We start from the raw sequence: 24,876 nt of genomic DNA on the forward strand, positions 1-24,876 counted from the left end.
TCATAAAAGGACAGAAAAATGCCAGAAGGCCCGGAGATCCGCCGCGCGGCGGATAGCCTCGAGGCGGCGATAAAGGGCAAACCGCTGACGGAGGTCTGGTTTGCTTTTCCTCAACTGAAACCGTTTGAATCACAGCTGGTGGGGCAGTCGGTAACGCATATTGAAACGCGCGGCAAAGCGTTGCTCACGCACTTTTCCCATAACCTGACGTTATATAGCCATAACCAGCTTTACGGCGTGTGGCGCGTGGTGGAGGCGGGTGAACAGCCGCAAACGACCCGCGTGCTGCGCGTCAGGCTGCAAACGGCGGATAAGGCGATCCTGCTCTATAGCGCCTCTGATATCGAAATGTTAACGCCTGAGCAGTTGCTCACGCACCCGTTCTTACAGCGGGTCGGGCCGGACGTGCTGGATATGCGCCTGACGGCGAGCGACGTGAAGACCCGGCTGCTATCGCCCACATTCCGCAACCGGCAGTTTTCCGGCCTGTTCCTTGACCAGGCCTTTCTCGCCGGGCTTGGCAACTACCTGCGGGTGGAGATCCTCTGGGAAGTCGGGCTGGCACCGCAGCACAAAGCTTCTCAGCTGAGCGATGAACAGCTGGAGGCGCTGTCCCACGCGCTGCTGGACATCCCGCGGCTGTCGTACAACACGCGTGGCATCGTAGATGAAAACAAGCACCACGGGGCGCTGTTCCGGTTCAAGGTGTTTCATCGGGCGGGGAAGAAGTGCGAGCGGTGCGGCGGGATTATCGACAGGATTATGCTCTCTTCGAGACCCTTTTACTGGTGTCCACATTGTCAAAAATAAAAAAGCCGGGTGGCGGCTACGCCTTACCCGGCCTACGTTTCGCATTTGTAGGCCCGGTAAGCGGTAGCGCCACCGGGCTTAACTTTTAGCGCTTCAGGTCAGACTTAAAATCACGCTGCTCGTAGCCGGTATACAGCTGACGAGGACGGGCGATCTTCATGCCTTCGCTGTGCATTTCGTTCCAGTGCGCAATCCAGCCTACGGTACGCGCCATGGCGAAGATCACGGTGAACATGGAAGACGGAATGCCCATCGCTTTCAGAATAATGCCAGAGTAGAAATCGACGTTCGGGTAGAGTTTCTTCTCGATGAAGTACGGGTCGTTCAGCGCGATGTGTTCCAGCTCCATCGCCACTTCCAGCAGGTCATCTTTGGTACCCAGCTCTTTCAGCACTTCGTGGCAGGTTTCACGCATCACGGTGGCGCGCGGGTCATAGTTTTTGTAAACACGGTGACCGAAGCCCATCAGGCGGAAGGAGTCATTCTTGTCTTTCGCGCGACGCACGAACTCAGGAATGTGCTCAACGGTGCTGATCTCTTCCAGCATCTTCAGCGCCGCTTCGTTCGCGCCGCCGTGCGCCGGTCCCCACAGGGAGGCGATGCCCGCAGCGATACAGGCGAACGGGTTCGCGCCTGAAGAGCCTGCGGTACGAACGGTTGAGGTCGAGGCGTTCTGTTCGTGGTCAGCATGCAGGATCAGAATACGGTCCATCGCGCGTTCCAGAACCGGGTTCACTTCGTACTCTTCGCACGGCGTGGAGAACATCATGCGCAGGAAGTTGCCCGCGTAGGAGAGGTCGTTACGCGGATACACAAACGGCTGGCCGATGGAGTATTTGTAACACATCGCCGCCATGGTAGGCATTTTGGACAGCAGACGGTAAGCGGCGATTTCACGGTGACGCGGGTTATTCACGTCAAGGGAGTCGTGGTAGAACGCGGCCAGCGCACCGGTAATACCGCACATCACCGCCATTGGGTGAGAGTCACGACGGAACGCATGGAACAGACGGGTAATCTGCTCATGGATCATGGTGTGACGGGTCACGGTGGTTTTAAATTCATCGAACTGGGCCTGCGTCGGTTTTTCGCCGTTCAGCAGGATGTAGCACACTTCCAGATAGTTGGATTCGGTGGCTAACTGATCGATAGGGAAGCCGCGATGGAGCAGGATACCTTCGTCACCGTCGATAAAGGTGATTTTGGATTCGCAAGATGCGGTAGAGGTAAATCCAGGGTCAAAGGTGAATACCCCTTTGGAACCCAGCGTACGGATATCAATAACATCCTGACCGAGCGTGCCTTTTAGCACATCCAGTTCAATAGCAGTGTCACCATTGAGGGTGAGCGTTGCCTTTGTATCAGCCATTTACGGTCTCCTTAGCGCCTTATGCTTAAGACTGCGCTTTACCGGATTTGCTTTCAGCTGTTAATCACCGTTACCAGATTGTTATTTGGCTTACCGCTCAGCTCACGAGGACAAACCAGGGTACAGAGCTATGGCGCCTTGCAGGTAAACGAATGAAATATCAGTGAAACAACAGCAAATCAGCGTTTTTGCAGTCCGAATTATTCAAACCTGTATATCACTAATAACTGTCCTGATAACTTCGGTCAATACCATCACACTGTTACATAACTATTTGTCAGGTGAAAGAGAGACCTCATAACTTTTGCGCATTATATGCCTTTTCTGATGACGTTTGTAACAATATTGTTTAACATTTGTCAAATCAGATGATTAAAAATTAAAAAGATGTTGTTATCGTGACCCTGATCACTGTTCCAGAGAAAACCCGACAAACTGTATGTAGGTTAATTGTAATGATTTTGTGAACGGCCTATACTGCCGCCAGGTCTCCGGAACACCCTGCAATCCCGAGCCACCCAGCGTTGTAATGTGTCGTTTAAGCATCTGGAAGCACTGTTTTGCATGACGCGCAGTTATAGAAAAGGAACGCTGTCTGACCCGCATCGCAGTCCGGAGGAAGGAAACAATAAGAACAGCATGTGGGCGTTATTCATGATAAGAAATGTGAAAAAACAAAGACCTGTCAATCTGGATCTGAAAACGATCCGGTTCCCCGTAACAGCAATAGCGTCCATTCTGCACCGTGTTTCTGGTGTGATTACGTTTGTGGCGGTCGGTATTCTGCTGTGGTTACTGGGCACCAGCCTCTCTTCCCCTGAAGGATTCCTCCAGGCCTCTGCCATCATGAACAGCTTCTTCGTGAAATTCATCATGTGGGGCATTCTGACCGCACTGGCGTACCACGTTGTGGTGGGTGTTCGCCATATGCTGATGGACTTTGGCTACCTGGAAGAGACCTTCGAAGCCGGGAAACGCTCCGCTAACATTTCATTTGTGATTACAGTCGTGCTTTCACTTCTCGCAGGAGTTCTCGTATGGTAAGCAACGCCTCCGCATTAGGACGCAACGGCGTACATGACTTCATTCTGGTCCGTGCTACCGCCATCGTTCTCACCCTCTACATCATCTATATGATCGGTTTCTTCGCGACCAGCGGCACGCTGACGTGGGAAATCTGGAGTGGGTTCTTCGGATCCGCCTTCACCAAAGTGTTCACCCTGCTGGCCCTTTTCTCCATCCTTATTCATGCCTGGATTGGCATGTGGCAGGTGTTGACCGATTACGTTAAACCGCTGGCGATTCGCCTTCCACTGCAGCTGGCCATTGTCGTTGCACTGGTGGTTTACGTTATTTATGGATTCGTTGTGGTGTGGGGTGTGTAATGAAACTGCCAGTCAGAGAATTTGATGCTGTTGTGATTGGTGCCGGTGGCGCAGGTATGCGTGCCGCACTGCAAATTTCCCAGAGTGGCCAGAGCTGTGCGCTGCTCTCTAAAGTCTTCCCAACCCGTTCCCATACTGTGTCTGCGCAGGGCGGTATTACCGTTGCGCTGGGTAACTCCCATGAAGATAACTGGGAATGGCACATGTATGACACGGTAAAAGGTTCCGATTACATCGGCGACCAGGATGCCATCGAATATATGTGTAAAACTGGCCCGGAAGCGATTCTGGAGCTGGACCACATGGGTCTGCCGTTCTCCCGTCTGGAAAATGGCACCATCTATCAGCGTCCGTTTGGCGGCCAGTCGAAAAACTTCGGCGGCGAGCAGGCGGCACGCACCGCGGCGGCGGCTGACCGTACCGGTCACGCGCTGCTGCACACCCTGTATCAGCAGAACCTGAAAAACCACACCACCATCTTCTCCGAATGGTATGCGCTGGATCTGGTGAAAAACGCCGATGGCGCCATCGTTGGTTGTACCGCGCTGTGCATCGAAACCGGTGAAGTGGTCTACTTCAAAGCCCGCGCAACCGTGCTGGCGACCGGCGGTGCAGGCCGTATTTACCAGTCCACTACCAACGCCCACATCAACACCGGTGACGGTGTCGGTATGGCTATCCGCGCGGGCGTGCCGGTGCAGGATATGGAGATGTGGCAGTTCCACCCAACCGGCATCGCCGGTGCAGGCGTGCTGGTAACAGAAGGCTGCCGTGGTGAAGGTGGCTACCTGCTGAATAAACACGGCGAGCGCTTCATGGAGCGTTATGCCCCGAATGCGAAAGACCTGGCGGGTCGTGACGTGGTGGCGCGTTCCATCATGATCGAAATCCGTGAAGGCCGCGGCTGTGACGGCCCTTGGGGTCCACACGCCAAGCTGAAGCTCGACCACCTGGGTAAAGAAGTGCTGGAGTCCCGTCTGCCGGGCATCCTGGAACTGTCCCGCACCTTCGCGCACGTCGATCCGGTGAAAGAGCCGATTCCGGTTATCCCAACCTGCCACTACATGATGGGCGGTATTCCGACCAAAGTGACCGGTCAGGCGCTGACCGTGAACGAGCAGGGCGAAGACGTGGTCATTCCTGGCCTGTTCGCGGTGGGCGAAATTGCCTGCGTATCCGTACACGGCGCAAACCGTCTGGGCGGCAACTCGCTGCTGGATCTGGTGGTGTTTGGTCGCGCAGTGGGTCTGCATCTGCAGGAATCCATTGCCGAGCAGGGCGCGCTGCGTGACGCGACCGACGACGAAATTGATGCCTCTCTTGAGCGCCTCAACCGCTGGAACGGCAACCGTAACGGCGAAGATCCGGTGGAAATCCGTAAAGCGCTGCAGGAATGCATGCAGCACAACTTCTCGGTATTCCGCGAAGGCGACGCGATGGCCAAAGGTCTTGAGCAGCTGAAAGCGATCCGCGAGCGTCTGAAAAATGCCCGTCTGGACGACACCTCCAGCGAGTTCAACACCCAGCGCGTTGAGTGCCTGGAGCTGGATAACCTGATGGAAACCGCGTTCGCGACCGCGATGTCGGCAAACTTCCGTACCGAAAGCCGTGGCGCGCATAGCCGCTTCGACTTCCCGGAACGTGATGACGAAAACTGGCTGTGCCATTCCCTGTATCTGCCAGAGTCGGAAACCATGACGCGTCGTAGCGTCAACATGGAACCGAAACTGCGTCCGGCGTTCCCGCCGAAGATTCGTACTTACTAATGCGGAGACAGGATAATGAAACTCGAATTCTCAGTTTATCGTTATAACCCGGATGTTGATGACGCTCCGCGCATGCAGGACTACACCCTGGAAGCGGAAGAAGGTCGCGACATGATGCTGCTGGATGCCTTAATCCAGCTGAAAGAAAAAGATCCAACCCTCTCGTTCCGTCGCTCCTGCCGTGAAGGGGTGTGTGGTTCTGACGGTGTGAACATGAACGGCAAAAATGGCCTGGCCTGCATCACGCCAATTTCAGCGTTGCAGCGTCCTGGTCAGAAAATTGTTATCCGTCCTCTGCCAGGCCTGCCGGTCGTGCGTGATTTGGTGGTAGACATGGGGCAATTCTATGCACAATATGAGAAGATTAAGCCTTACTTATTGAATAATGGGCAAAATCCACCGGCTCGTGAGCACTTACAGTCTCCTGAGCAGCGTGAAAAACTCGATGGTCTGTACGAGTGTATTCTCTGCGCATGCTGTTCTACGTCCTGCCCGTCGTTCTGGTGGAACCCGGACAAGTTTATCGGCCCGGCCGGTCTGCTGGCTGCCTATCGCTTCCTGATCGATAGCCGCGACACCGAAACCGACAGCCGTCTGGAAGGACTGAGTGACGCTTTCAGCGTATTCCGCTGCCATAGCATCATGAACTGCGTCAGTGTGTGTCCGAAGGGGCTGAACCCGACGCGCGCCATCGGCCATATTAAGTCGATGCTGCTGCAGCGCAGTGCGTAAGTAACGTTGCCGGATGGCGCTGCGCTTATCCGGCCTACGAAACTGTAGGCCCGGTAAGCGTAGCGCCACCGGGCAAAATGCAGAAACCTTTAAAAACTGCCCTGTACTACCCTGAAGTCCAGACAGTTTCTAAAGGTTCCTTCGCGGGCCAAATGAAAAGAGCTCGCAGGTGAACCCCGGCACGTACACGTGGTGTGCGTGGTAGTTTCTACGGCGAAAGTAAGCATAAAAATGCTTAAGGGATCACGATGCAGAACGGCGCAATGAAAGCCTGGCTGGACTCTTCTTACCTCTCTGGTGCCAACCAGAGCTGGATAGAACAGCTCTATGAAGACTTCTTAACCGATCCTGACTCAGTGGACGCAAACTGGCGTTCCATGTTCCAGCAGTTGCCTGGTACAGGGGTCAAACCGGATCAATTCCATTCCAAAACACGTGATTATTTCCGTCGTCTGGCGAAGGATGCCTCACGTTACTCTTCTGCGATTTCCGACCCTGACACCAATGCGAAGCAGGTTAAAGTCCTGCAGCTTATCAACGCTTATCGCTTCCGTGGTCACCAGCATGCGAATCTCGATCCGCTGGGACTGTGGAAACAAGACCGTGTGGCCGATCTCGATCCGGCGTATCACGATCTGACCGAGGCCGATTTCCAGGAAAGCTTTAACGTAGGTTCCTTTGCCATCGGCAAAGACACGATGAAGCTGGGCGATCTGATTGACGCGCTCAAGCAAACCTACTGCGGCTCCATCGGCGCGGAATACATGCACATTACCTCTACCGAAGAGAAGCGCTGGATCCAGCAGCGCATCGAATCCGTAGCGGGCCACGCGACCTTCTCGGCTGACGAGAAAAAACGCTTCCTCAGCGAACTGACCGCAGCGGAAGGCCTTGAGCGCTATCTGGGCGCGAAGTTCCCGGGCGCAAAACGCTTCTCGCTGGAAGGCGGTGACGCCCTGGTGCCGATGCTGAAAGAGCTGATTCGTCACGCAGGCAAGAGCGGCACCCGTGAAGTGGTGCTGGGCATGGCACACCGTGGTCGTCTGAACGTACTGGTCAACGTGCTGGGTAAAAAACCGCAGGACCTGTTCGACGAATTCGCAGGCAAACATAAAGAACACCTCGGCACCGGCGACGTGAAGTACCACATGGGCTTCTCGTCAGATATCGAAACCGAAGGCGGTCTGGTTCACCTGGCGCTGGCGTTTAACCCGTCGCACCTCGAGATCGTCAGCCCGGTGGTTATCGGTTCCGTGCGCGCGCGTCTGGATCGTCTGGACGAGCCGAGCAGCAACAAAGTTCTGCCAATCACCATCCACGGTGATGCGGCGGTGACAGGGCAGGGCGTGGTGCAGGAAACCCTGAACATGTCCAAAGCGCGTGGTTATGAAGTGGGCGGTACCGTTCGCATTGTGATCAACAACCAGGTGGGCTTCACCACCTCTAACCCGCTTGACGCACGTTCTACCCCGTACTGCACCGACATCGGTAAGATGGTTCAGGCGCCGATCTTCCACGTTAACGCGGATGACCCGGAAGCCGTGGCTTTCGTGACCCGTCTGGCGCTGGACTTCCGTAACACCTTCAAACGCGATGTGTTCATTGACCTCTTCTGCTACCGCCGTCACGGCCACAACGAAGCGGATGAGCCAAGTGCAACCCAGCCGCTGATGTACCAGAAAATCAAAAAACACCCGACCCCGCGCAAAATCTATGCTGACAAGCTGGAAAGCGACAAAGTGGCGACGCTGGAAGATGCGACCGAAATGGTCAACCTCTACCGCGACGCGCTGGACGCGGGTGAATGCGTAGTGAAAGAGCTGCGCCCGATGAACATGCACTCCTTTACCTGGTCGCCGTACCTCAACCACGAGTGGGATGAGAGCTATCCGAACAAGGTGGAGATGAAGCGCCTGCAGGAGCTGGCTAAACGCATCAGCACCGTGCCGGACGCTATCGAGATGCAGTCTCGCGTGGCGAAAATTTATGCTGACCGTCAGGCCATGGCGGCAGGCGAGAAGCTGTTCGACTGGGGCGGCGCGGAAACGCTGGCTTACGCGACGCTGGTTGACGAAGGCATTCCTGTTCGTCTGTCCGGTGAAGATGCGGGCCGTGGCACCTTCTTCCACCGTCACGCGGTGGTTCACAACCAGTCTAACGGTTCAACCTACACCCCGCTGCAGCACGTGCACAACGGTCAGGGCCAGTTCAAGGTCTGGGACTCCGTGCTGTCTGAAGAAGCGGTACTGGCTTTCGAATACGGTTACGCCACGGCAGAACCGCGCACCCTGACCATCTGGGAAGCGCAGTTCGGTGACTTCGCCAACGGTGCGCAGGTGGTTATCGACCAGTTCATCTCCTCCGGCGAGCAGAAATGGGGCCGTATGTGTGGCCTGGTGATGCTGCTGCCGCACGGCTATGAAGGCCAGGGTCCGGAGCACTCCTCCGCGCGTCTGGAACGTTATCTGCAGCTCTGCGCCGAGCAGAACATGCAGGTTTGCGTGCCGTCGACCCCGGCGCAGGTTTACCACATGCTGCGTCGTCAGGCGCTGCGCGGTATGCGTCGTCCGCTGGTGGTCATGTCGCCGAAATCCCTGCTGCGTCACCCGCTGGCGGTGTCCAGCCTGGAAGAGCTGGCGAACGGTACCTTCCTGCCAGCCATCGGTGAAATTGACGAGCTGGATCCGCAGGCCGTGAAGCGTGTGGTGATGTGTTCTGGTAAGGTTTATTACGACCTGCTGGAACAGCGCCGTAAGAACGATCAGAAAGATGTCGCCATCGTGCGTATCGAACAGCTTTATCCGTTCCCGCACCAGGCGGTGCAGGAAGCGCTGAAACCGTACGCTCACGTTCATGATTTTGTCTGGTGCCAGGAAGAGCCGCTCAACCAGGGCGCATGGTACTGCAGCCAGCATCATTTCCGTGAAGTGATTCCATTTGGGTCAGCCCTGCGCTATGCAGGTCGCCCGGCCTCCGCCTCTCCGGCGGTAGGGTATATGTCCGTTCACCAGAAGCAGCAACAAGATCTGGTCAATGACGCGCTGAACGTCGATTAATTAAAGGATACATAATGAGTAGCGTAGATATTCTTGTTCCCGACCTGCCTGAATCTGTAGCAGATGCGACCGTCGCTACCTGGCACAAAAAACCAGGCGATGCCGTTAAGCGCGATGAAGTGCTGGTAGAAATCGAAACTGACAAAGTGGTACTGGAAGTACCGGCTTCGGCGGATGGCGTTCTGGACGCGGTGCTGGAAGACGAAGGCACCACCGTCACCTCTCGTCAGATCCTGGGTCGCCTGCGTGAAGGCAACAGCGCGGGCAAAGAGTCCAGCGCGAAGTCTGAAGAGAAAGCGTCTACGCCAGCGCAGCGCCAGCAGGCTTCTCTGGAAGAACAGACCAACGACGCCCTCAGCCCGGCGATCCGTCGCCTGCTGGCGGAACACAGCCTTGACCCGGCAGCCATCAAAGGTACCGGTGTAGGCGGTCGTCTGACCCGCGAAGACATCGACAAACACCTGGCGAAAGCGCCTGCTCAGGCCGAAGCGAAAGCCCCTGCGGCAGCACCGGCAGCACAGCCTGCTCTGGGTGCCCGCAGCGAAAAACGCGTGCCAATGACCCGCCTGCGCAAGCGCGTGGCCGAGCGTCTGCTGGAAGCGAAAAACTCTACCGCGATGCTGACTACCTTCAACGAAGTGAACATGAAGCCAATCATGGACCTGCGTAAGCAGTACGGTGACGCGTTCGAAAAACGTCACGGTATCCGTCTGGGCTTTATGTCCTTCTACGTGAAGGCGGTGGTTGAAGCGCTGAAACGCTACCCGGAAGTGAACGCGTCCATTGATGGCGATGACGTGGTTTACCACAACTACTTCGACGTCAGCATGGCGGTTTCTACCCCACGTGGCCTGGTGACCCCGGTTCTGCGTGATGTGGATACCCTGGGTATGGCCGACATCGAGAAAAACATTAAAGAGCTGGCGGTGAAAGGCCGCGACGGCAAGCTGACCGTAGACGACCTGACCGGCGGTAACTTCACCATTACCAACGGCGGCGTCTTCGGATCGCTGATGTCTACCCCGATCATTAACCCGCCGCAGAGCGCGATCCTGGGTATGCATGCCATCAAAGATCGTCCTATGGCGGTAGACGGTAAAGTTGAGATCCTGCCGATGATGTACCTGGCGCTCTCTTACGACCACCGCCTGATCGACGGCCGCGAGTCCGTGGGCTTCCTGGTAGCCATTAAAGAGCTGCTCGAAGATCCAACGCGTCTGCTGCTGGACGTCTAGTCACGATTTAGCATCACCTGCCCCGTAGGCCGGCACACGCTGCGCCGGTCTACAGGTTTGAAGATAACGATTACCCTGAAGGATGGATAGAACACATGAACTTACATGAATATCAGGCCAAACAGCTGTTTGCCCGGTATGGCTTACCGGCTCCGGTGGGTTATGCCTGTACTACCCCGCGTGAAGCAGAAGAAGCCGCATCTAAAATCGGTTCCGGCCCGTGGGTAGTTAAGTGTCAGGTTCACGCTGGTGGCCGTGGTAAAGCGGGCGGTGTGAAGGTTGTTAAGAGCAAAGAAGAGATTCGTGCGTTTGCTGAACATTGGCTCGGCAAGCGTCTGGTAACGTACCAGACAGACGCGAACGGCCAGCCGGTTAACCAGATCCTGGTTGAAGCGGCAACCGACATCGCGAAAGAGCTGTACCTGGGCGCGGTGGTTGACCGTAGCTCCCGTCGCGTGGTGTTCATGGCATCTACCGAAGGCGGCGTGGAAATCGAAAAAGTGGCGGAAGAGACCCCGCACCTGATCCACAAAGTGGCTATCGATCCGCTGGCAGGCCCAATGCCTTACCAGGGTCGCGAGCTGGCGTTCAAACTGGGTCTGGAAGGCAAGCTGGTTCAGCAGTTCACCAAGATCTTCATGGGTCTGGCGACCATTTTCCTGGAGCGCGATCTGGCGCTGATCGAGATCAACCCGCTGGTGATCACGACCCAGGGCGATCTGATCTGCCTCGACGGCAAGCTGGGCGCTGACGGCAACGCGCTGTTCCGCCAGCCGGATCTGCGCGAAATGCGCGACCAGTCTCAGGAAGACCCGCGTGAAGCGCAGGCGGCACAGTGGGAGCTGAACTACGTGGCGCTGGACGGTAACATCGGCTGCATGGTTAACGGTGCGGGCCTGGCGATGGGCACCATGGACATCGTTAAGCTGCACGGCGGTGAGCCAGCGAACTTCCTCGACGTGGGCGGTGGCGCAACCAAAGAGCGCGTAACCGAAGCGTTCAAAATCATTCTTTCCGACGACAACGTGAAGGCCGTTCTGGTTAACATCTTCGGCGGCATCGTCCGTTGCGACCTGATCGCCGACGGTATCATCGGTGCGGTAGAAGAAGTGGGCGTTAACGTTCCGGTGGTTGTGCGTCTGGAAGGTAACAACGCTGAACTCGGCGCGAAAAAACTGGCTGACAGCGGCCTGAATATTATTGCAGCGAAAAGTCTGACGGATGCAGCTCAGCAGGTTGTTGCCGCAGTGGAGGGGAAATAATGTCAGTTTTAATTAATAAAGATACCAAGGTTATCTGCCAGGGCTTCACCGGTAGCCAGGGGACTTTCCACTCCGAACAGGCGATTGCCTACGGCACGCAGATGGTTGGCGGCGTAACGCCAGGTAAAGGCGGCACCACCCACCTGGGCCTGCCGGTGTTCAACACCGTGCGTGAAGCCGTAGAAGCGACGGGCGCAACCGCGACCGTGATCTACGTTCCGGCGCCGTTCTGCAAAGACTCTATTCTGGAAGCGATCGACGCAGGCATCAAACTGATCATCACCATCACTGAAGGCATCCCGACGCTGGATATGCTGACCGTGAAGGTGAAGCTGGATGAAGCTGGCGTGCGTATGATCGGCCCGAACTGCCCGGGCGTGATCACCCCGGGCGAATGCAAAATCGGCATCATGCCGGGCCACATTCACAAGCCGGGTAAAGTGGGCATCGTGTCCCGTTCCGGTACCCTGACCTATGAAGCGGTTAAGCAGACCACCGACTACGGTTTCGGCCAGTCCACCTGCGTGGGCATCGGCGGTGACCCGATCCCGGGTTCTAACTTCATCGACATCCTGAAGCTGTTCCAGGAAGATCCACAGACCGAAGCGATCGTGATGATCGGTGAGATCGGTGGTAGCGCGGAAGAAGAAGCGGCTGCTTACATCAAAGAACACGTGACCAAGCCAGTTGTGGGTTACATCGCGGGTGTGACTGCGCCGAAAGGCAAGCGTATGGGTCACGCAGGCGCGATCATCGCCGGTGGCAAAGGTACGGCTGATGAGAAATTCGCAGCGCTGGAAGCCGCAGGCGTGAAGACCGTTCGCAGCCTGGCGGATATCGGCGAAGCACTGAAATCCATCATTAAGTAAGTCCTCTCTGCTCCCCGAAAGGGGGGCGTTGCAGTATAAAAATGTCCGTTTCGACATGGTTGGCCGCTGTAAAGCGGCCTTTTTTATTGCCTGCGTCTGGCGACTAGCGTGAACTTGTAATCATCGGTATTGAACACGTTGCGGCTGTATTCAAATACCCGCCCGTCCTTCAGAAACCCGCGGGAGACTTTTTCCAGGATCGGCTTTGCCTGATCGAGCGACAGCGCGGCGATCGCCTCCTCTGACGGCATGATCGGCACCAGCTCCTGCTCGCTGCGATCGATAACCAGCTTTTTGATCTGCTCAACGTAGTGGTATTTCGAATTCTCCATCACTTCCCAGGTGAGGTCGGGGAACAGGGCCAGCGGCATCCACGTTTCTTCCAGATTTACCGGTTTTTGTTTGATAAAGCGGACGCGTTTAACGTGCCAGACTTTATCGTCATGAGAGAGATTCAGCTTTTCGGCAAGTTTTGCATCGGCTTTCAGCACTTCGAAAATGCTCACCTCACTGTGGGTATCCACGTTCCGGTCCGCCAGTTTTTCGTAAAACCCGGTGAGCTGGTAAATGTCGTAATTGACGCGCTCTTCTTTTACGTAGGTGCCGCTGCCCTGAATGCTCTCGACGATCTGCTCTTCCGTAAGCAGCTTCAGCGCCTGTCTCACCGTGACGCGACTCACGTTGAATGCCTCCTGAAGGCTGGATTCCGTCGGTAACGCATCGCCAGGCTTTAACTCTCCCGCACTGATTTTTTCGCGAAGCGCATCGGCTATTTGCCGGTACATCGGTTTGTTACCCATCGAATCTGCCTTTCTAATACCTTTTCATGGAATTATGCCTCCCGCTTAAAATTTGTAAATAATACAACTTAAATACAAATTTGCGTTGTTAGTGAAAATGATCACATAAATGTATTGTATGACCTGCCACAATTGCCGCCAGACAATAACAACGTATGTGTGAGGATCTTATGAACCTGACGACTCTGACCCACACCAGTGCTGTCTGCGTGCAGGCGCACTATGCCAGCCGTGATGAGGCCATTCGCCAGCTTACAATGCGGCTGGTGGCGCTGGGCAAAATTACCGATGGCGATGCATTTCTGGCGGAGGTCTACCGCCGCGAATCTCAGGGGCCGACCGCGCTGGGTGAAGGGCTGGCTGTCCCGCATGGTAAATCGAGCGCGGTGAACGAAGCGGCTTTTGCGGTTGCTACGCTGCGCGAACCGCTGGAGTGGGAGGGGGTGGACGGCCCTGAACAGGTAGAGCTGATCGTCCTGCTTGCCATCCCGCCAGCTGAAGCGGGATCCACGCATATCCAGGTGCTGACGGCGCTGACGTCTCGCCTGGCCGATGATGTCCTCCGGGAACGCGTTATGGCTGCAGAGACGGCTGAGGATCTGCTTGATGCGCTGAACGGTGTCTCGAAGGAAGACGAGGCTGATACGCCGGTGAATGCACCAACCGTCGTCTGTGTCACCGCCTGTCCGGCGGGGATCGCGCATACCTATATGGCCGCAGAGTACCTGGAGAAAGCGGGACGTAAGCTCGGCGTCAACGTGGTGGTTGAAAAGCAGGGGGCGAACGGCATCGAAGGGCGAATTACTGCCCAGCAGTTGCAGGAGGCGAAAGCGTGTATTTTTGCCGCTGAAGTGGCGATCAAAGAGAGCGAGCGCTTTCAGGGGATCCCCGCCATTTCCGTGCCCGTTGCGGAACCCCTGCGTCATGCTGAAGCGTTGATTGAGCGCGCGCTGGCGCTAAAGCCTTCTACCGATGCGCGCCATGCGCAGGTCGATACCGAAACGAAAAAGCGCGTTAAAACTGAACTCAAGCAGGCGCTTCTCAGCGGCATCTCTTTTGCGGTGCCGCTGATCGTCGCCGGCGGTACGGTGCTGGCCGTATCGGTACTGCTGGCGCAGATCCTTGGCCTGCAGCACCTGTTTGACCAGGAAAACGCGTGGCTGTGGATGTACCGCAAGCTTGGCGGCGGCATGCTCGGCATTTTGATGGTGCCTGTCCTGTCGGCCTACACCGCCTACTCGCTGGCGGATAAACCCGCGCTGACGCCGGGCTTTGCGGCCGGTCTGGCTGCCAACATGATCGGCTCCGGTTTTCTCGGCGCTATCGTCGGTGGGCTGATCGCGGGCTATCTGATGCGTTGGGTGAAAAACCACATCCGGCTCAGTAGCCGCTACAACGGCTTTCTGACTTTTTATCTCTATCCGGTGATTGGCGTGCTGGGCGCGGGCAGCCTGATGCTGTTTGTGATTGGCGAACCGGTGGCCTGGCTCAATAACACGCTCACCGTCTGGCTTAACGGTCTGTCCGGCGCGAATGCGCTGCTTCTGGGGGCAATCCTCGGGTTTATGTGCTCATTCGATTTGGGCGGCCCGGTCAACAAAGCCTCTTACGCGTTTTGCCTGGGGGCGATGGCGAACGGGGTATACGGTCCCTATGCGATCTTTGCTTCCGTCAAAATGGTCTCAGCCTTCACCGTCACGGCGTCAACGATGCTGGCACCGAAGCTGTTTAAGTCGTTTGAAATTGAAACCGGTAAATCGACCTGGCTGCTCGGCCTCGCGGGCATTACCGAAGGGGCGATTCCGATGGCGATTGAAGACCCGCTTCGCGTCATTGGCTCATTTGTACTCGGATCCATGGTGACAGGCGCGGCTGTCGGTGCGATGGGGATCGGGTTGTCTACGCCGGGGGCCGGGATTTTCTCTCTTTTTTTACTTCACGATGCCGGGTTGGGCGGTGTGGTTGCTGCGGCGGGCTGGTTTGGCGCGGCGCTGGTGGGTACCGCTATCTCCACCCTGGTTCTGCTGCTCTGGCGACGCCAGGCGGTAAAAAAGGGCAACTACGTCACTGAAGACGCCTTATCGTAAAAACGCACAAACAGGAAACGAAGATGAAAGCTGTATCTCGCGTTCATATCACGCCGCATATGCACTGGGACCGTGAGTGGTACTTCACCACCGAAGAGTCGCGTATTCTTCTGGTCAATAATATGGAAGAGATCCTGACCCGTCTGGAGCAGGATGATGAGTACAAATACTATGTTCTCGATGGACAGACGGCGGTACTGGAGGATTATTTTGCCGTTGTGCCCGAAAACCGCTCTCGCGTGAAGGCGCTTGTCGAGCGTGGAAAGCTGATTATCGGTCCCTGGTATACCCAGACCGATACCACGATCGTGAGCGGCGAGTCGATTGTCCGCAACCTGATGTACGGCATCCGGGATTGTATGGCCTTCGGCGAGCCGATGAAGATCGGCTATCTGCCGGATTCGTTTGGCATGTCCGGCCAGCTTCCGCATATCTATAACGGGTTTGGCATTACCCGCACGATGTTCTGGCGCGGTTGTTCTGAACGCCACGGGACCGATAAAACCGAATTTCTCTGGCAGAGCCAGGACGGCAGTGAAGTGACGGCACAGGTGCTGCCGCTGGGCTACGCGATTGGTAAGTACTTACCGGAGGACGAAGCGGGGCTGCGAAAACGGCTCGACAGCTATTTCGAGGTTCTGGAAAAGGCGTCCGTCACCAAAGCGATTTTGCTGCCCAACGGACACGACCAGATGCCGCTGCAGCAGAACATTTTCGCGGTGATGGAGAAGCTGCGTGAAATCTATCCGCAGCGTCAATTTGTGATGAGTCGGTTTGAGGAGGTCTTTGATCGCATCGACGCGCACCGCGACGATCTGGCGACCTTAAAAGGTGAGTTTATCGACGGGAAATACATGCGCGTGCACCGGACCATCGGCTCCACGCGCATGGATATCAAAATCGCCCATGCGCGTATTGAGAACAAAATTGTCAACATCCTCGAGCCGCTGGCGACGCTTGCCTGGACGCTGGGCTTCGACTACCACCACGGCCTGCTGGAGAAGATGTGGAAAGAGATCCTCAAAAACCACGCTCACGACAGCATCGGCTGCTGCTGCAGCGACAAGGTGCATCGCGAGATTGTCTCCCGCTTCGAGCTGGCTGAGGACATGGCAGATAACCTGGCGCGTTTCTATATGCGCAAGATTGTCGACAACATGCCGCAAAGCGATGCCGATAAGCTGGTGATGTTCAACCTGATGCCCTGGCCGCGTGAGGAGGTGATGAACACCACGATTCGACTGCGCGCCAGCCAGTTCCGTCTGTGGGATGACAAAGGCAACGAGATCCCGTATTTCATCCGCAGCGCGCGCGAGCTCGACCCGGGCCTCATTGACCGACAGATTGTCCACTACGGCAATTACGAACCGTTTATGGAGTTTGATATTCAGCTCAGCCAGATATTGCCGTCGATGGGCTACCGTACGCTGTTTATCGAACCAAACGTGGCCGGGAAGGTGCTCTCTCCGGGGGAAAATACCGCCTCCTTACTTGAAAACGCCTTCTGGCAGATTGACGTAAATGACGACGGTTCGCTGCGCCTGCGCGACAAAGAAACCGGGCTTATTTATGACCGCGTGCTGGAAATCGAAGAGAGCTCGGATGATGGCGATGAGTACGACTACTCGCCTTCGCGGGAAGAGTGGAGACTCACTTCCGCGCAGGGCGAGCATGAATTTGAGGTTACGCATGAAGGCTGGCAGAGCAGGGCAGTTATCCGCCATCGAATCGCCGTTCCGGCGAACCTGGCGGAACGCGCGGCGCGCCAGCGAAACGGCTACCTCGGCGCTGAATTTGAAATTACGCTAAGCCGCAACAGCAGACGCATTGACGTGGCGGTGCGACTGGATAATCAGGCCGACGACCACCGCGTTCGCGTGCTCATCCCAACGCCGTTTGCGACCCGGGAGGTGTTAGCGGATACGCAGTTTGGCACGATCTCTCGTCCGGTGCAGGACGCGGCGATGCAAAACTGGCAGGAGGAGGGGTGGAAAGAAGCGCCGGTTCCCGTCTGGAATTTACTCAACTACGCCGTCCTGCAGGAAAAACGAAACGGGCTTGCGCTATTTACCGAGGGGCTGCGTGAATTTGAAGTCGTGGGCGATGAACAAAAGGCATTTGCTCTGACCTTGCTGCGCGGCGTGGGGGTACTCGGCAAAGAAGATCTGCTCCTGCGCCCCGGCAGACCATCCGGTATCAAAATGCCGGTCCCGGACGCTCAGGTGCGTGGTCCGCTAAGCTGTCGCTTTAGCCTCTTCAGCTTCAGCGGCACGCCGGAAAACGCGGGTGTCGCGCAGCAGGCTCAATCGTGGTTAACGCCGGTGCAGTGTTATAACAAGATCCCCTGGGATGCAATGAAGCTGAATCGCGCGTCGTTGACCACGCCGGAAAGTTACAGCCTGTTAGCGCTTTCGCCAACGGGATGCGTACTCAGTGCGATCAAAAAAGCGGAAGATCGTGATGAGCTCATTCTTCGTCTGTTCAACCCTTCACAGTCCAGTGCATGTGACGCGACGCTATCCGTCAATCCAGCGGTGAAGCGGTGCTGCGAAACGGACATGAATGAACGGCAGATGGACCACGGTGAAGACGAAGGGATTGTCGGGGCGTTCAGACCGGGACAGTCGCGAACCTTTAGCCTTCTTCTTGCCTGAGAATCGCTGATATCATTAAAAGGCTGCACTGTTTGCGGCCTTTTTCATTAAATAGTCACGCCGCGGTGTTAAGTTATGGGGTGACAAAAGTAAAATAAATGTAATTACGAAGGGTTGCATAAATGCCGTGGAAAAATAACCCGGCCCGACTATGCTTTATTGTTTGCCGCGCATCGAAATGAGGCTTTTGTTTCGCGTTAATTAAAATCACTTCTGTTTATATTTTTTTTCGTCTTCGATAACCAATCACATCTTTACATGCACATATCATTAACATGGTTTTTACCATTCTCACCACGATTAAACATAGTTAACATCAAGGTTTGTTTTTGATTTAAATCAAAGTTTAATCCTTGGAAAAAGGTGCTGAAAAGCGCTAAATTGTTCCCGATCAAAATGGCCGAAAAGTGGTAATTTTGCTATAAATTGATCACCGTCGAAAAACGTAAATGTGATTCAATAAAAACCTGTTTATTGTAAGGGTTTTGCAGCGTATTATATTTGCGGTATCAATTTGAGTTTTTTATTAACGTATTTGTAACCTCACGTCATCGTTTTTATCCTCCTTCAGGGTAATAACGACGACAAGGATGCGAATAATTTGTATTGGGGCATGCGTGTGGATCTCTTTCTGACGGGGTTCACTCTCGGAGTCTTCATGCGATGAGCAAGGAGTCATGATGTTAGATATAGTCGAACTGTCGCGCTTACAGTTTGCCTTGACCGCGATGTACCACTTCCTTTTTGTGCCACTGACGCTCGGTATGGCGTTCCTGCTGGCCATCATGGAAACGGTATACGTTCTCTCCGGCAAACAGATTTATAAAGATATGACCAAGTTCTGGGGCAAGTTGTTTGGTATCAACTTCGCACTGGGCGTGGCAACCGGTCTGACCATGGAGTTCCAGTTCGGGACTAACTGGTCTTACTATTCCCACTATGTAGGGGATATCTTCGGTGCGCCGCTGGCCATTGAAGGTTTGATGGCATTCTTCCTTGAATCCACCTTTGTAGGTCTGTTCTTCTTCGGTTGGGACCGTCTGGGTAAAGTCCAGCATATGGCGGTGACCTGGCTGGTGGCATTAGGTTCGAACCTGTCCGCGCTGTGGATCCTGGTCGCGAACGGCTGGATGCAGAACCCTATCGCGTCTGATTTCAACTTCGAAACCATGCGTATGGAGATGGTCAGCTTTGCCGAGCTGGTCCTGAACCCGGTTGCTCAGGTTAAATTCGTTCACACCGTCGCTTCTGGCTATGTGTGCGGCGCGATGTTTGTACTGGGTATCAGTTCTTACTACATGCTCCGCGGTCGTGACTTCGCGTTTGCTAAACGCTCCTTTGCTATCGCTGCAAGCTTCGGTATGGCTGCGATTCTCTCTGTTATTGTTCTGGGTGATGAATCCGGTTACGAAATGGGCGACGTGCAGAAAACCAAACTGGCCGCTATCGAAGCCGAATGGGAAACCCAGCCGGCACCTGCTGCCTTTACGCTGTTCGGTATTCCCGATCAGGACGCGCAGGAAAACCGCTTCGCTATTCAAATCCCTTACGCGCTGGGTATCATCGCCACCCGTTCTGTTGATAAGCAGGTGACGGGTCTGAAAGAGCTGATGGTGCAACACGAAGAGCGTATCCGTAACGGTATGAAAGCCTACTCGCTGCTGGAACAGCTGCGTGCCGGTTCTACCGACCAGGCCGTTCGCGATCAGTTTAACGACGTGAAGAAAGATCTGGGTTACGGTCTGCTGCTGAAGCGTTATACCCCGAACGTTTCTGATGCGACGGAAGCGCAGATCCAGATGGCAACCAAAGACTCAATTCCACGCGTTGCGCCACTGTACTTCGCATTCCGTATCATGGTGGGCTGCGGCATCATCATGCTGCTGATCATTGCGGCGTCCTTCTGGTCCGTGATTCGCAACCGCATCGGCGAGAAAAAATGGCTGCTGCGCACCGCGCTGTACGGTATTCCACTGCCGTGGATCGCGATTGAGTCCGGCTGGTTTGTGGCGGAATATGGCCGTCAGCCATGGGCGATCGGTGAGGTGCTGCCAACGGCGGTAGCGAACTCGTCCCTGACCGCAGGCGACCTGATCTTCTCCATGCTGCTGATTTGTGGTCTGTACACCCTGTTCCTGGTGGCTGAACTGTTCCTGATGTTCAAGTTCGCGCGCCTTGGCCCAAGCAGCCTGAAAACCGGTCGCTATCACTACGAGCAGTCCACTGCGACTACTCAGCCGGCACGCTAAGACAGGAGTCATCAAATGATCGATTATGAAGTATTGCGTTTTATCTGGTGGCTGCTGGTTGGCGTTCTGCTGATCGGTTTCGCCGTCACGGATGGTTTCGACATGGGGGTGGGGATGCTCACCCGTTTCCTCGGTCGTAATGACACCGAGCGTCGAATCATGATCAACTCCATCGCCCCGCACTGGGACGGTAACCAGGTGTGGCTGATCACCGCAGGCGGCGCGCTGTTCGCTGCCTGGCCGATGGTCTACGCGGCTGCGTTCTCCGGTTTCTATGTGGCGATGATTCTGGTGCTGGCCTCTTTATTCTTCCGTCCGGTCGGTTTCGACTACCGTTCGAAGATTGAAGATACCCGCTGGCGCAACATGTGGGACTGGGGCATCTTCATCGGTAGCTTCGTTCCACCGCTGGTGATCGGCGTGGCGTTCGGTAACCTGCTGCAGGGCGTACCGTTCCACCTGGACGAGTACATGCGTCTTTACTACACCGGTAACTTCTTCCAGCTGCTGAATCCGTTTGGTCTGCTGGCCGGTGTCGTCAGCGTGGCGATGATCATCACTCAGGGCGCAACCTACCTGCAGATGCGTACCGTAGGCGAGCTGCATCTGCGCTCCCGCGCGACGGCTCAGGTTGCTGCGCTGGTTACGCTGGTCTGCTTCGCGCTGGCCGGTGTGTGGGTGGTGTACGGCATTGATGGCTACGTGGTGACGTCTGCCATTAACCACACCGCACCGTCTAACCCGCTGACCAAAGAAGTGGCGCGTCAGGCGGGAGCATGGCTGGTGAACTTCAACAATACCCCTGTGCTGTGGGCGATCCCGGCGCTGGGCGTGCTGCTGCCGCTGCTGACCATGTTGACGTCTCGTCTGGAAAAAGGCGCGCTGGCGTTCGTGTTCTCTTCACTGACTCTGGCATGCATTATCCTGACGGCGGGTATTGCGATGTTCCCATTCGTCATGCCATCCAGCACCATGCTGAATGCTAGCCTGACCATGTGGGATGCAACGTCCAGCCATATGACGCTGAACCTGATGACGTATGTTGCTTGCGTGTTCGTTCCGATTGTTCTGGCCTACACCATCTGGTGTTACTGGAAAATGTTCGGCCGCATCACGAAAGAACATATCGAAAGCAACACCCACTCTATGTATTAAGTAAGGAGCTGAATATGTGGTATTTCGCATGGATTTTAGGGACGCTTCTTGCCTGTGCATTTGGTGTCATCACTGCCCTGGCGCTTGAGCACGTAGAAGCGACCAAAGCGGGTGAAGAAAAACACTGATGAATATTATCGCGAAACTTTACGCGGTAATGGATAAGCGCCCGTTACGGGCGCTTTCTTTAGTGATGGCATTACTGCTGGCAGGCTGTATCTTCTGGGACCCTTCGCGCTTTGCAGCGAAAACCAGCGAGCTTGAAATCTGGCACGGCTTCCTCATTATGTGGGCGGTGTGCGCAGGTGTGATCCACGGCGTAGGCTTTCGTCCGAAAGCCGTTCACTGGCAGGGAATTTTTTGCCCGCCGATCGCCGATCTGGTGCTACTCGCCGGTTTGATTTTCTTCTTCTTCTGAATAAGAAATGTCCGTTAACGTTATGGGCTTACCCGAGCCCATAAAAATTTACTCTCCGTTTACTTTCCCCCATTCCAAACCATCTTTCCCGCGCGTATAGTAGCGAAGTTTAAAAGCTCTAACTTTTGTTGCATTACTGGGATGTAAAGTGAATACAACGCTGTTTCGATGGCCGGTTCGTGTCTATTACGAAGATACCGATGCCGGTGGTGTGGTTTACCACGCCAGCTACGTTGCTTTTTATGAACGGGCACGCACAGAGATGCTGCGCCATCATCACTTTAGTCAACAGGTGCTGTTGGCTGAGCGAGTTGCCTTCGTGGTACGCAAGATGACGCTTGAGTATTTTGCGCCTGCCAGACTCGACGATATGCTCGAAGTCCAAACTGAAATTACATCAATGCGCGGGACCTCACTGGTTTTCACGCAGCGGATAGTCAACGCAGAGAATACCGTACTGAACTCAGCTGAAGTGCTGATTGTTTGTGTTGATCCAACCATAATGAAGCCTCGTGCGCTTCCTAAGTCTATTGTCGCGGAGTTTAAGCAGTGACTGACATGAATATCCTTGATTTGTTCCTGAAGGCAAGCCTTCTGGTTAAACTTATCATGTTGATTTTGATTGGTTTTTCAATCGCATCCTGGGCCATCATCATCCAGAGAACGCGTATCCTCAATGCCGCTGGCCGTGAGGCTGAAGCGTTTGAAGATAAGTTCTGGTCGGGCATTGAGCTTTCTCGTCTGTACCAGGAGAGCCAGGGGCGTCGTGAAAACCTGACCGGCTCCGAGCAAATTTTCTACAGCGGTTTCAAAGAGTTCGCCCGTCTGCATCGTGCAAACAATCATGCGCCTGAAGCGGTGGTGGAAGGTGCCTCGCGCGCGATGCGCATTTCGATGAACCGCGAGCTGGAAAACCTTGAAACGCATATTCCGTTCCTCGGTACTGTCGGTTCCATCAGCCCGTATATCGGCCTGTTTGGTACCGTGTGGGGGATCATGCACGCCTTTATCGCGCTGGGCGCGGTGAAGCAGGCCACGTTGCAGATGGTTGCACCGGGTATCGCTGAAGCACTGATTGCGACCGCTATCGGTCTGTTTGCGGCAATTCCTGCGGTTATGGCTTACAACCGTCTGAACCAGCGCGTGAACAAACTGGAACTGAACTACGACAACTTTATGGAAGAGTTCACTGCGATTCTGCACCGTCAGGCGTTTACCAGCACCGAGAGCAACAAGGGGTAAACCATGGCCAGATCGCGTGGACGAGGTCGTCGCGAGCTCAAGTCCGAAATCAATATCGTTCCACTGCTGGACGTCCTGCTGGTACTGCTGCTGATCTTCATGGCAACAGCGCCAATCATTACCCAGAGCGTGGAAGTGGATCTGCCGGATGCGACAGAATCACAGGCGGTGAGCACCAATGACGATCCTCCGGTTATCATTGAGGTTTCCGGCGTAGGGCAATACAGCGTCGTGGTAGAAAAAGATCGTATGGATCAGCTGCCACCTGAGCAGGTTATTGCCGAAGCGCAGCGTCGCCTGGAGTCAAATCCGAAAACGGTCTTCTTAATCGGTGGCGCGAAAGACGTACCCTACGATGAAATAATTAAAGCGCTGAACTTGCTACATAGTGCGGGTGTTAAGTCAGTTGGCTTAATGACCCAACCTATTTGATCATCCGCGTAGTTTTTGGGAACCGATAGTGTCAAAGGCAACCGAACAGAACGACAAGCTTAAGCGAGCGATAATCGTCTCCGCAGTGCTGCACGTTATTCTCTTTGCAGCGCTGATCTGGAGTTCGTTCGACGAGCATATTGATGCATCAGCCGGCGGCGGTGGAGGATCTTCCATTGACGCCGTCATGGTGGATCCCGGTGCGGTAGTACAGAACTATAATCGCCAACAGCAGCAGAAGGCGAGTGCAAAACGGGCTGAAGAGCAGCGTGAAAAACAGGCGCAACAGCAAGCGGAAGAGCTGCGTGAAAAGCAGGCTGCCGAGCAGGAACGTCTGAAGCAGCTTGAAAAAGAACGTTTGCAGGCGCAGGAAGCCGCGAAAGCGCAGGCAGAGCAGCAGAAACAAGCCGAAGAGGCCGCGAAAAAAGCACAGGAACAGCAAAAGCAGGCGGAAGAGGCGGCAGCAAAAGCCGCAGCGGACGCGAAAGCACAGGCTGATGCCCAGGCGAAATTAGCGGCAGAAGCGGCGAAGAAAGCGGCTGCCGACGCCCAGAAGAAAGCGGAAGCCGAAGCGGCGAAGAAAGCGGCCGCTGATGCTCAGAAGAAAGCCGAAGCGGAAGCCGCGAAGAAAGCGGCAGCTGATGCGCAGAAGAAAGCAGAAGCGGAAGCCGCGAAGAAGGCCACTCAGGAAGCAGAGAAGAAAGCTGCTGCCGAGGCCGCGAAGAAAGCGGCTGCTGCAGAGAAAGCAGCAGCAGAAAAAGCCGCGGCAGAAAAAGCCGCAGCCGCCGAAAAAGCCGCTGCTGACAAAAAAGCTGCAGCTGAGAAGGCCGCTGCCGATAAGAAAGCAGCAGCTGAGAAGGCCGCTGCCGATAAGAAAGCAGCAGCTGAAAAAGCGGCTGCTAAAAAGGCTGCCGCCGCTGAAAAAGCCGCTGCTGCCGCAGGGGTTGACGATCTGCTCGGCGATTTGAGCTCCGGTAAGAATGCGCCGAAAACGGGCGGTGGGGCGAAAGGAAACAACGCAGCGCCGACCGGAAGTGGTAACACTAAGAGTAACGGTGCGACAGGGGCTGAAATCAACGGTTATGCCGCGCAGATTAAATCCGCTATTGAAAGCCGATTCTATGATGCGTCTTCCTATACCGGTAAAACGTGTACGTTGCGTATAAAACTGGCTCCGGACGGCATGCTGCTGGATATTAAGTCTGAAGGTGGCGACCCGGCTTTATGTACTGCGGCCCTGGCTGCAGCGCGTCAGGCGAAGATGCCTAAACCGCCTTCGCAGGCAGTCTACGAAGTCTTCAAAAATGCGCCGCTGGACTTCAAACCTTAAGTTACATTTTCCCCGTGCAAACGGG

Annotated in this window: 21 protein-coding genes; 19 read left to right on the forward strand and 2 right to left on the reverse strand. The window is 55.2% G+C overall.

Annotation, left to right across the window (positions count from 1 at the left end; genetic code table 11):
- Positions 1-18 precede the first annotated feature (18 nt).
- Positions 19-810 (forward strand): endonuclease VIII, encoded by a 792-nt coding sequence (gene nei / locus BFV67_RS06010; RefSeq protein ID WP_069597999.1) that lies wholly within the window; start codon positions 19-21, stop codon positions 808-810.
- A gap of 85 nt (positions 811-895) precedes the next feature.
- On the opposite strand, the gene BFV67_RS06015 is transcribed toward nei, so the two are convergent.
- Positions 896-2,179 carry a citrate synthase gene (locus BFV67_RS06015; protein WP_008501086.1) on the reverse strand — a complete coding sequence of 428 codons (1,284 nt, stop codon included), beginning with the start codon at positions 2,177-2,179 and terminating at the stop codon, positions 896-898.
- Between the two features lie 639 nt (positions 2,180-2,818).
- On the opposite strand from BFV67_RS06015, the gene sdhC reads away from it, so the two are divergent.
- The 8 genes from sdhC (at position 2,819) to sucD (ending at position 12,484) form a co-directional block, all read left to right on the forward strand.
- Positions 2,819-3,223 (forward strand): succinate dehydrogenase cytochrome b556 subunit, encoded by a 405-nt coding sequence (gene sdhC, locus BFV67_RS06020; protein WP_020684965.1) that lies wholly within the window; start codon positions 2,819-2,821, stop codon positions 3,221-3,223.
- Positions 3,217-3,564: a succinate dehydrogenase membrane anchor subunit gene (gene sdhD / locus BFV67_RS06025; protein WP_008501088.1), complete on the forward strand. Its 348-nt coding sequence runs from the start codon at positions 3,217-3,219 to the stop codon at positions 3,562-3,564. Before sdhC ends, sdhD begins: the two co-directional genes overlap by 7 nt.
- Positions 3,564-5,330 carry a succinate dehydrogenase flavoprotein subunit gene (sdhA, locus tag BFV67_RS06030; RefSeq protein ID WP_008501089.1) on the forward strand — a complete coding sequence of 589 codons (1,767 nt, stop codon included), beginning with the start codon at positions 3,564-3,566 and terminating at the stop codon, positions 5,328-5,330. Before sdhD ends, sdhA begins: the two co-directional genes overlap by 1 nt.
- A gap of 15 nt (positions 5,331-5,345) precedes the next feature.
- Complete coding sequence (sdhB, locus tag BFV67_RS06035; protein WP_008501090.1) at positions 5,346-6,062, forward strand: succinate dehydrogenase iron-sulfur subunit SdhB; 717 nt, start codon at positions 5,346-5,348, stop codon at positions 6,060-6,062.
- Between the two features lie 248 nt (positions 6,063-6,310).
- On the forward strand, positions 6,311-9,118 hold the full coding sequence (gene sucA / locus BFV67_RS06040; protein WP_008501092.1) for a 2-oxoglutarate dehydrogenase E1 component: 2,808 nt from the start codon (positions 6,311-6,313) through the stop codon (positions 9,116-9,118).
- A 14-nt stretch (positions 9,119-9,132) separates the two neighbouring features.
- Entirely contained in the window at positions 9,133-10,353 is a 1,221-nt protein-coding gene (odhB, locus tag BFV67_RS06045; RefSeq protein WP_025912846.1) for a 2-oxoglutarate dehydrogenase complex dihydrolipoyllysine-residue succinyltransferase, read from the forward strand.
- A gap of 95 nt (positions 10,354-10,448) precedes the next feature.
- The gene (gene sucC / locus BFV67_RS06050) at positions 10,449-11,615 is read left to right on the forward strand and encodes an ADP-forming succinate--CoA ligase subunit beta (protein WP_006809579.1); all 1,167 of its coding nucleotides are present in this window, start codon (positions 10,449-10,451) and stop codon (positions 11,613-11,615) included.
- Complete coding sequence (gene sucD, locus BFV67_RS06055; RefSeq protein ID WP_008501094.1) at positions 11,615-12,484, forward strand: succinate--CoA ligase subunit alpha; 870 nt, start codon at positions 11,615-11,617, stop codon at positions 12,482-12,484. Before sucC ends, sucD begins: the two co-directional genes overlap by 1 nt.
- A gap of 83 nt (positions 12,485-12,567) precedes the next feature.
- Here the strand turns inward: sucD and BFV67_RS06060 are convergent, their stop codons facing one another.
- Positions 12,568-13,284 carry a GntR family transcriptional regulator gene (locus tag BFV67_RS06060; protein WP_069598000.1) on the reverse strand — a complete coding sequence of 239 codons (717 nt, stop codon included), beginning with the start codon at positions 13,282-13,284 and terminating at the stop codon, positions 12,568-12,570.
- A 170-nt stretch (positions 13,285-13,454) separates the two neighbouring features.
- Here BFV67_RS06060 and mngA point away from each other — a divergent pair, with 170 nt between their 5' ends.
- The 10 genes from mngA to tolA all read left to right on the forward strand — a co-directional run bounded on the left by mngA (position 13,455) and on the right by tolA (position 24,851).
- Positions 13,455-15,371 (forward strand): PTS 2-O-a-mannosyl-D-glycerate transporter subunit IIABC, encoded by a 1,917-nt coding sequence (gene mngA / locus BFV67_RS06065; protein WP_069598001.1) that lies wholly within the window; start codon positions 13,455-13,457, stop codon positions 15,369-15,371.
- Between the two features lie 23 nt (positions 15,372-15,394).
- Entirely contained in the window at positions 15,395-18,025 is a 2,631-nt protein-coding gene (gene mngB, locus BFV67_RS06070) for a mannosylglycerate hydrolase (protein ID WP_069598002.1), read from the forward strand.
- 680 nt (positions 18,026-18,705) lie between these two features.
- Positions 18,706-20,274, forward strand: a complete 1,569-nt coding sequence (gene cydA, locus BFV67_RS06075) for a cytochrome ubiquinol oxidase subunit I (RefSeq protein WP_008501098.1) — start codon at positions 18,706-18,708, stop codon at positions 20,272-20,274.
- Positions 20,275-20,289: 15 nt separating this feature from the next.
- On the forward strand, positions 20,290-21,429 hold the full coding sequence (cydB, locus tag BFV67_RS06080) for a cytochrome d ubiquinol oxidase subunit II (protein WP_023293006.1): 1,140 nt from the start codon (positions 20,290-20,292) through the stop codon (positions 21,427-21,429).
- Positions 21,430-21,443: 14 nt separating this feature from the next.
- On the forward strand, positions 21,444-21,557 hold the full coding sequence (gene cydX / locus BFV67_RS06085; RefSeq protein WP_003858598.1) for a cytochrome bd-I oxidase subunit CydX: 114 nt from the start codon (positions 21,444-21,446) through the stop codon (positions 21,555-21,557).
- Entirely contained in the window at positions 21,557-21,847 is a 291-nt protein-coding gene (gene ybgE, locus BFV67_RS06090; protein WP_023618885.1) for a cyd operon protein YbgE, read from the forward strand. The genes cydX and ybgE overlap by 1 nt, the downstream gene beginning before the upstream one ends.
- A gap of 148 nt (positions 21,848-21,995) precedes the next feature.
- Positions 21,996-22,400: a tol-pal system-associated acyl-CoA thioesterase gene (gene ybgC, locus BFV67_RS06095; RefSeq protein ID WP_003858593.1), complete on the forward strand. Its 405-nt coding sequence runs from the start codon at positions 21,996-21,998 to the stop codon at positions 22,398-22,400.
- Positions 22,397-23,089 (forward strand): Tol-Pal system protein TolQ, encoded by a 693-nt coding sequence (gene tolQ, locus BFV67_RS06100; protein WP_008501101.1) that lies wholly within the window; start codon positions 22,397-22,399, stop codon positions 23,087-23,089. Before ybgC ends, tolQ begins: the two co-directional genes overlap by 4 nt.
- A 3-nt stretch (positions 23,090-23,092) precedes the next feature.
- The gene (tolR, locus tag BFV67_RS06105) at positions 23,093-23,521 is read left to right on the forward strand and encodes a colicin uptake protein TolR (protein WP_003858589.1); all 429 of its coding nucleotides are present in this window, start codon (positions 23,093-23,095) and stop codon (positions 23,519-23,521) included.
- 28 nt (positions 23,522-23,549) lie between these two features.
- Positions 23,550-24,851 (forward strand): cell envelope integrity protein TolA, encoded by a 1,302-nt coding sequence (tolA, locus tag BFV67_RS06110; RefSeq protein ID WP_069598003.1) that lies wholly within the window; start codon positions 23,550-23,552, stop codon positions 24,849-24,851.
- Positions 24,852-24,876: the final 25 nt, after the last annotated feature.

The organism is Enterobacter roggenkampii (genome assembly GCF_001729805.1).
GTDB lineage: Bacteria > Pseudomonadota > Gammaproteobacteria > Enterobacterales > Enterobacteriaceae > Enterobacter > Enterobacter roggenkampii.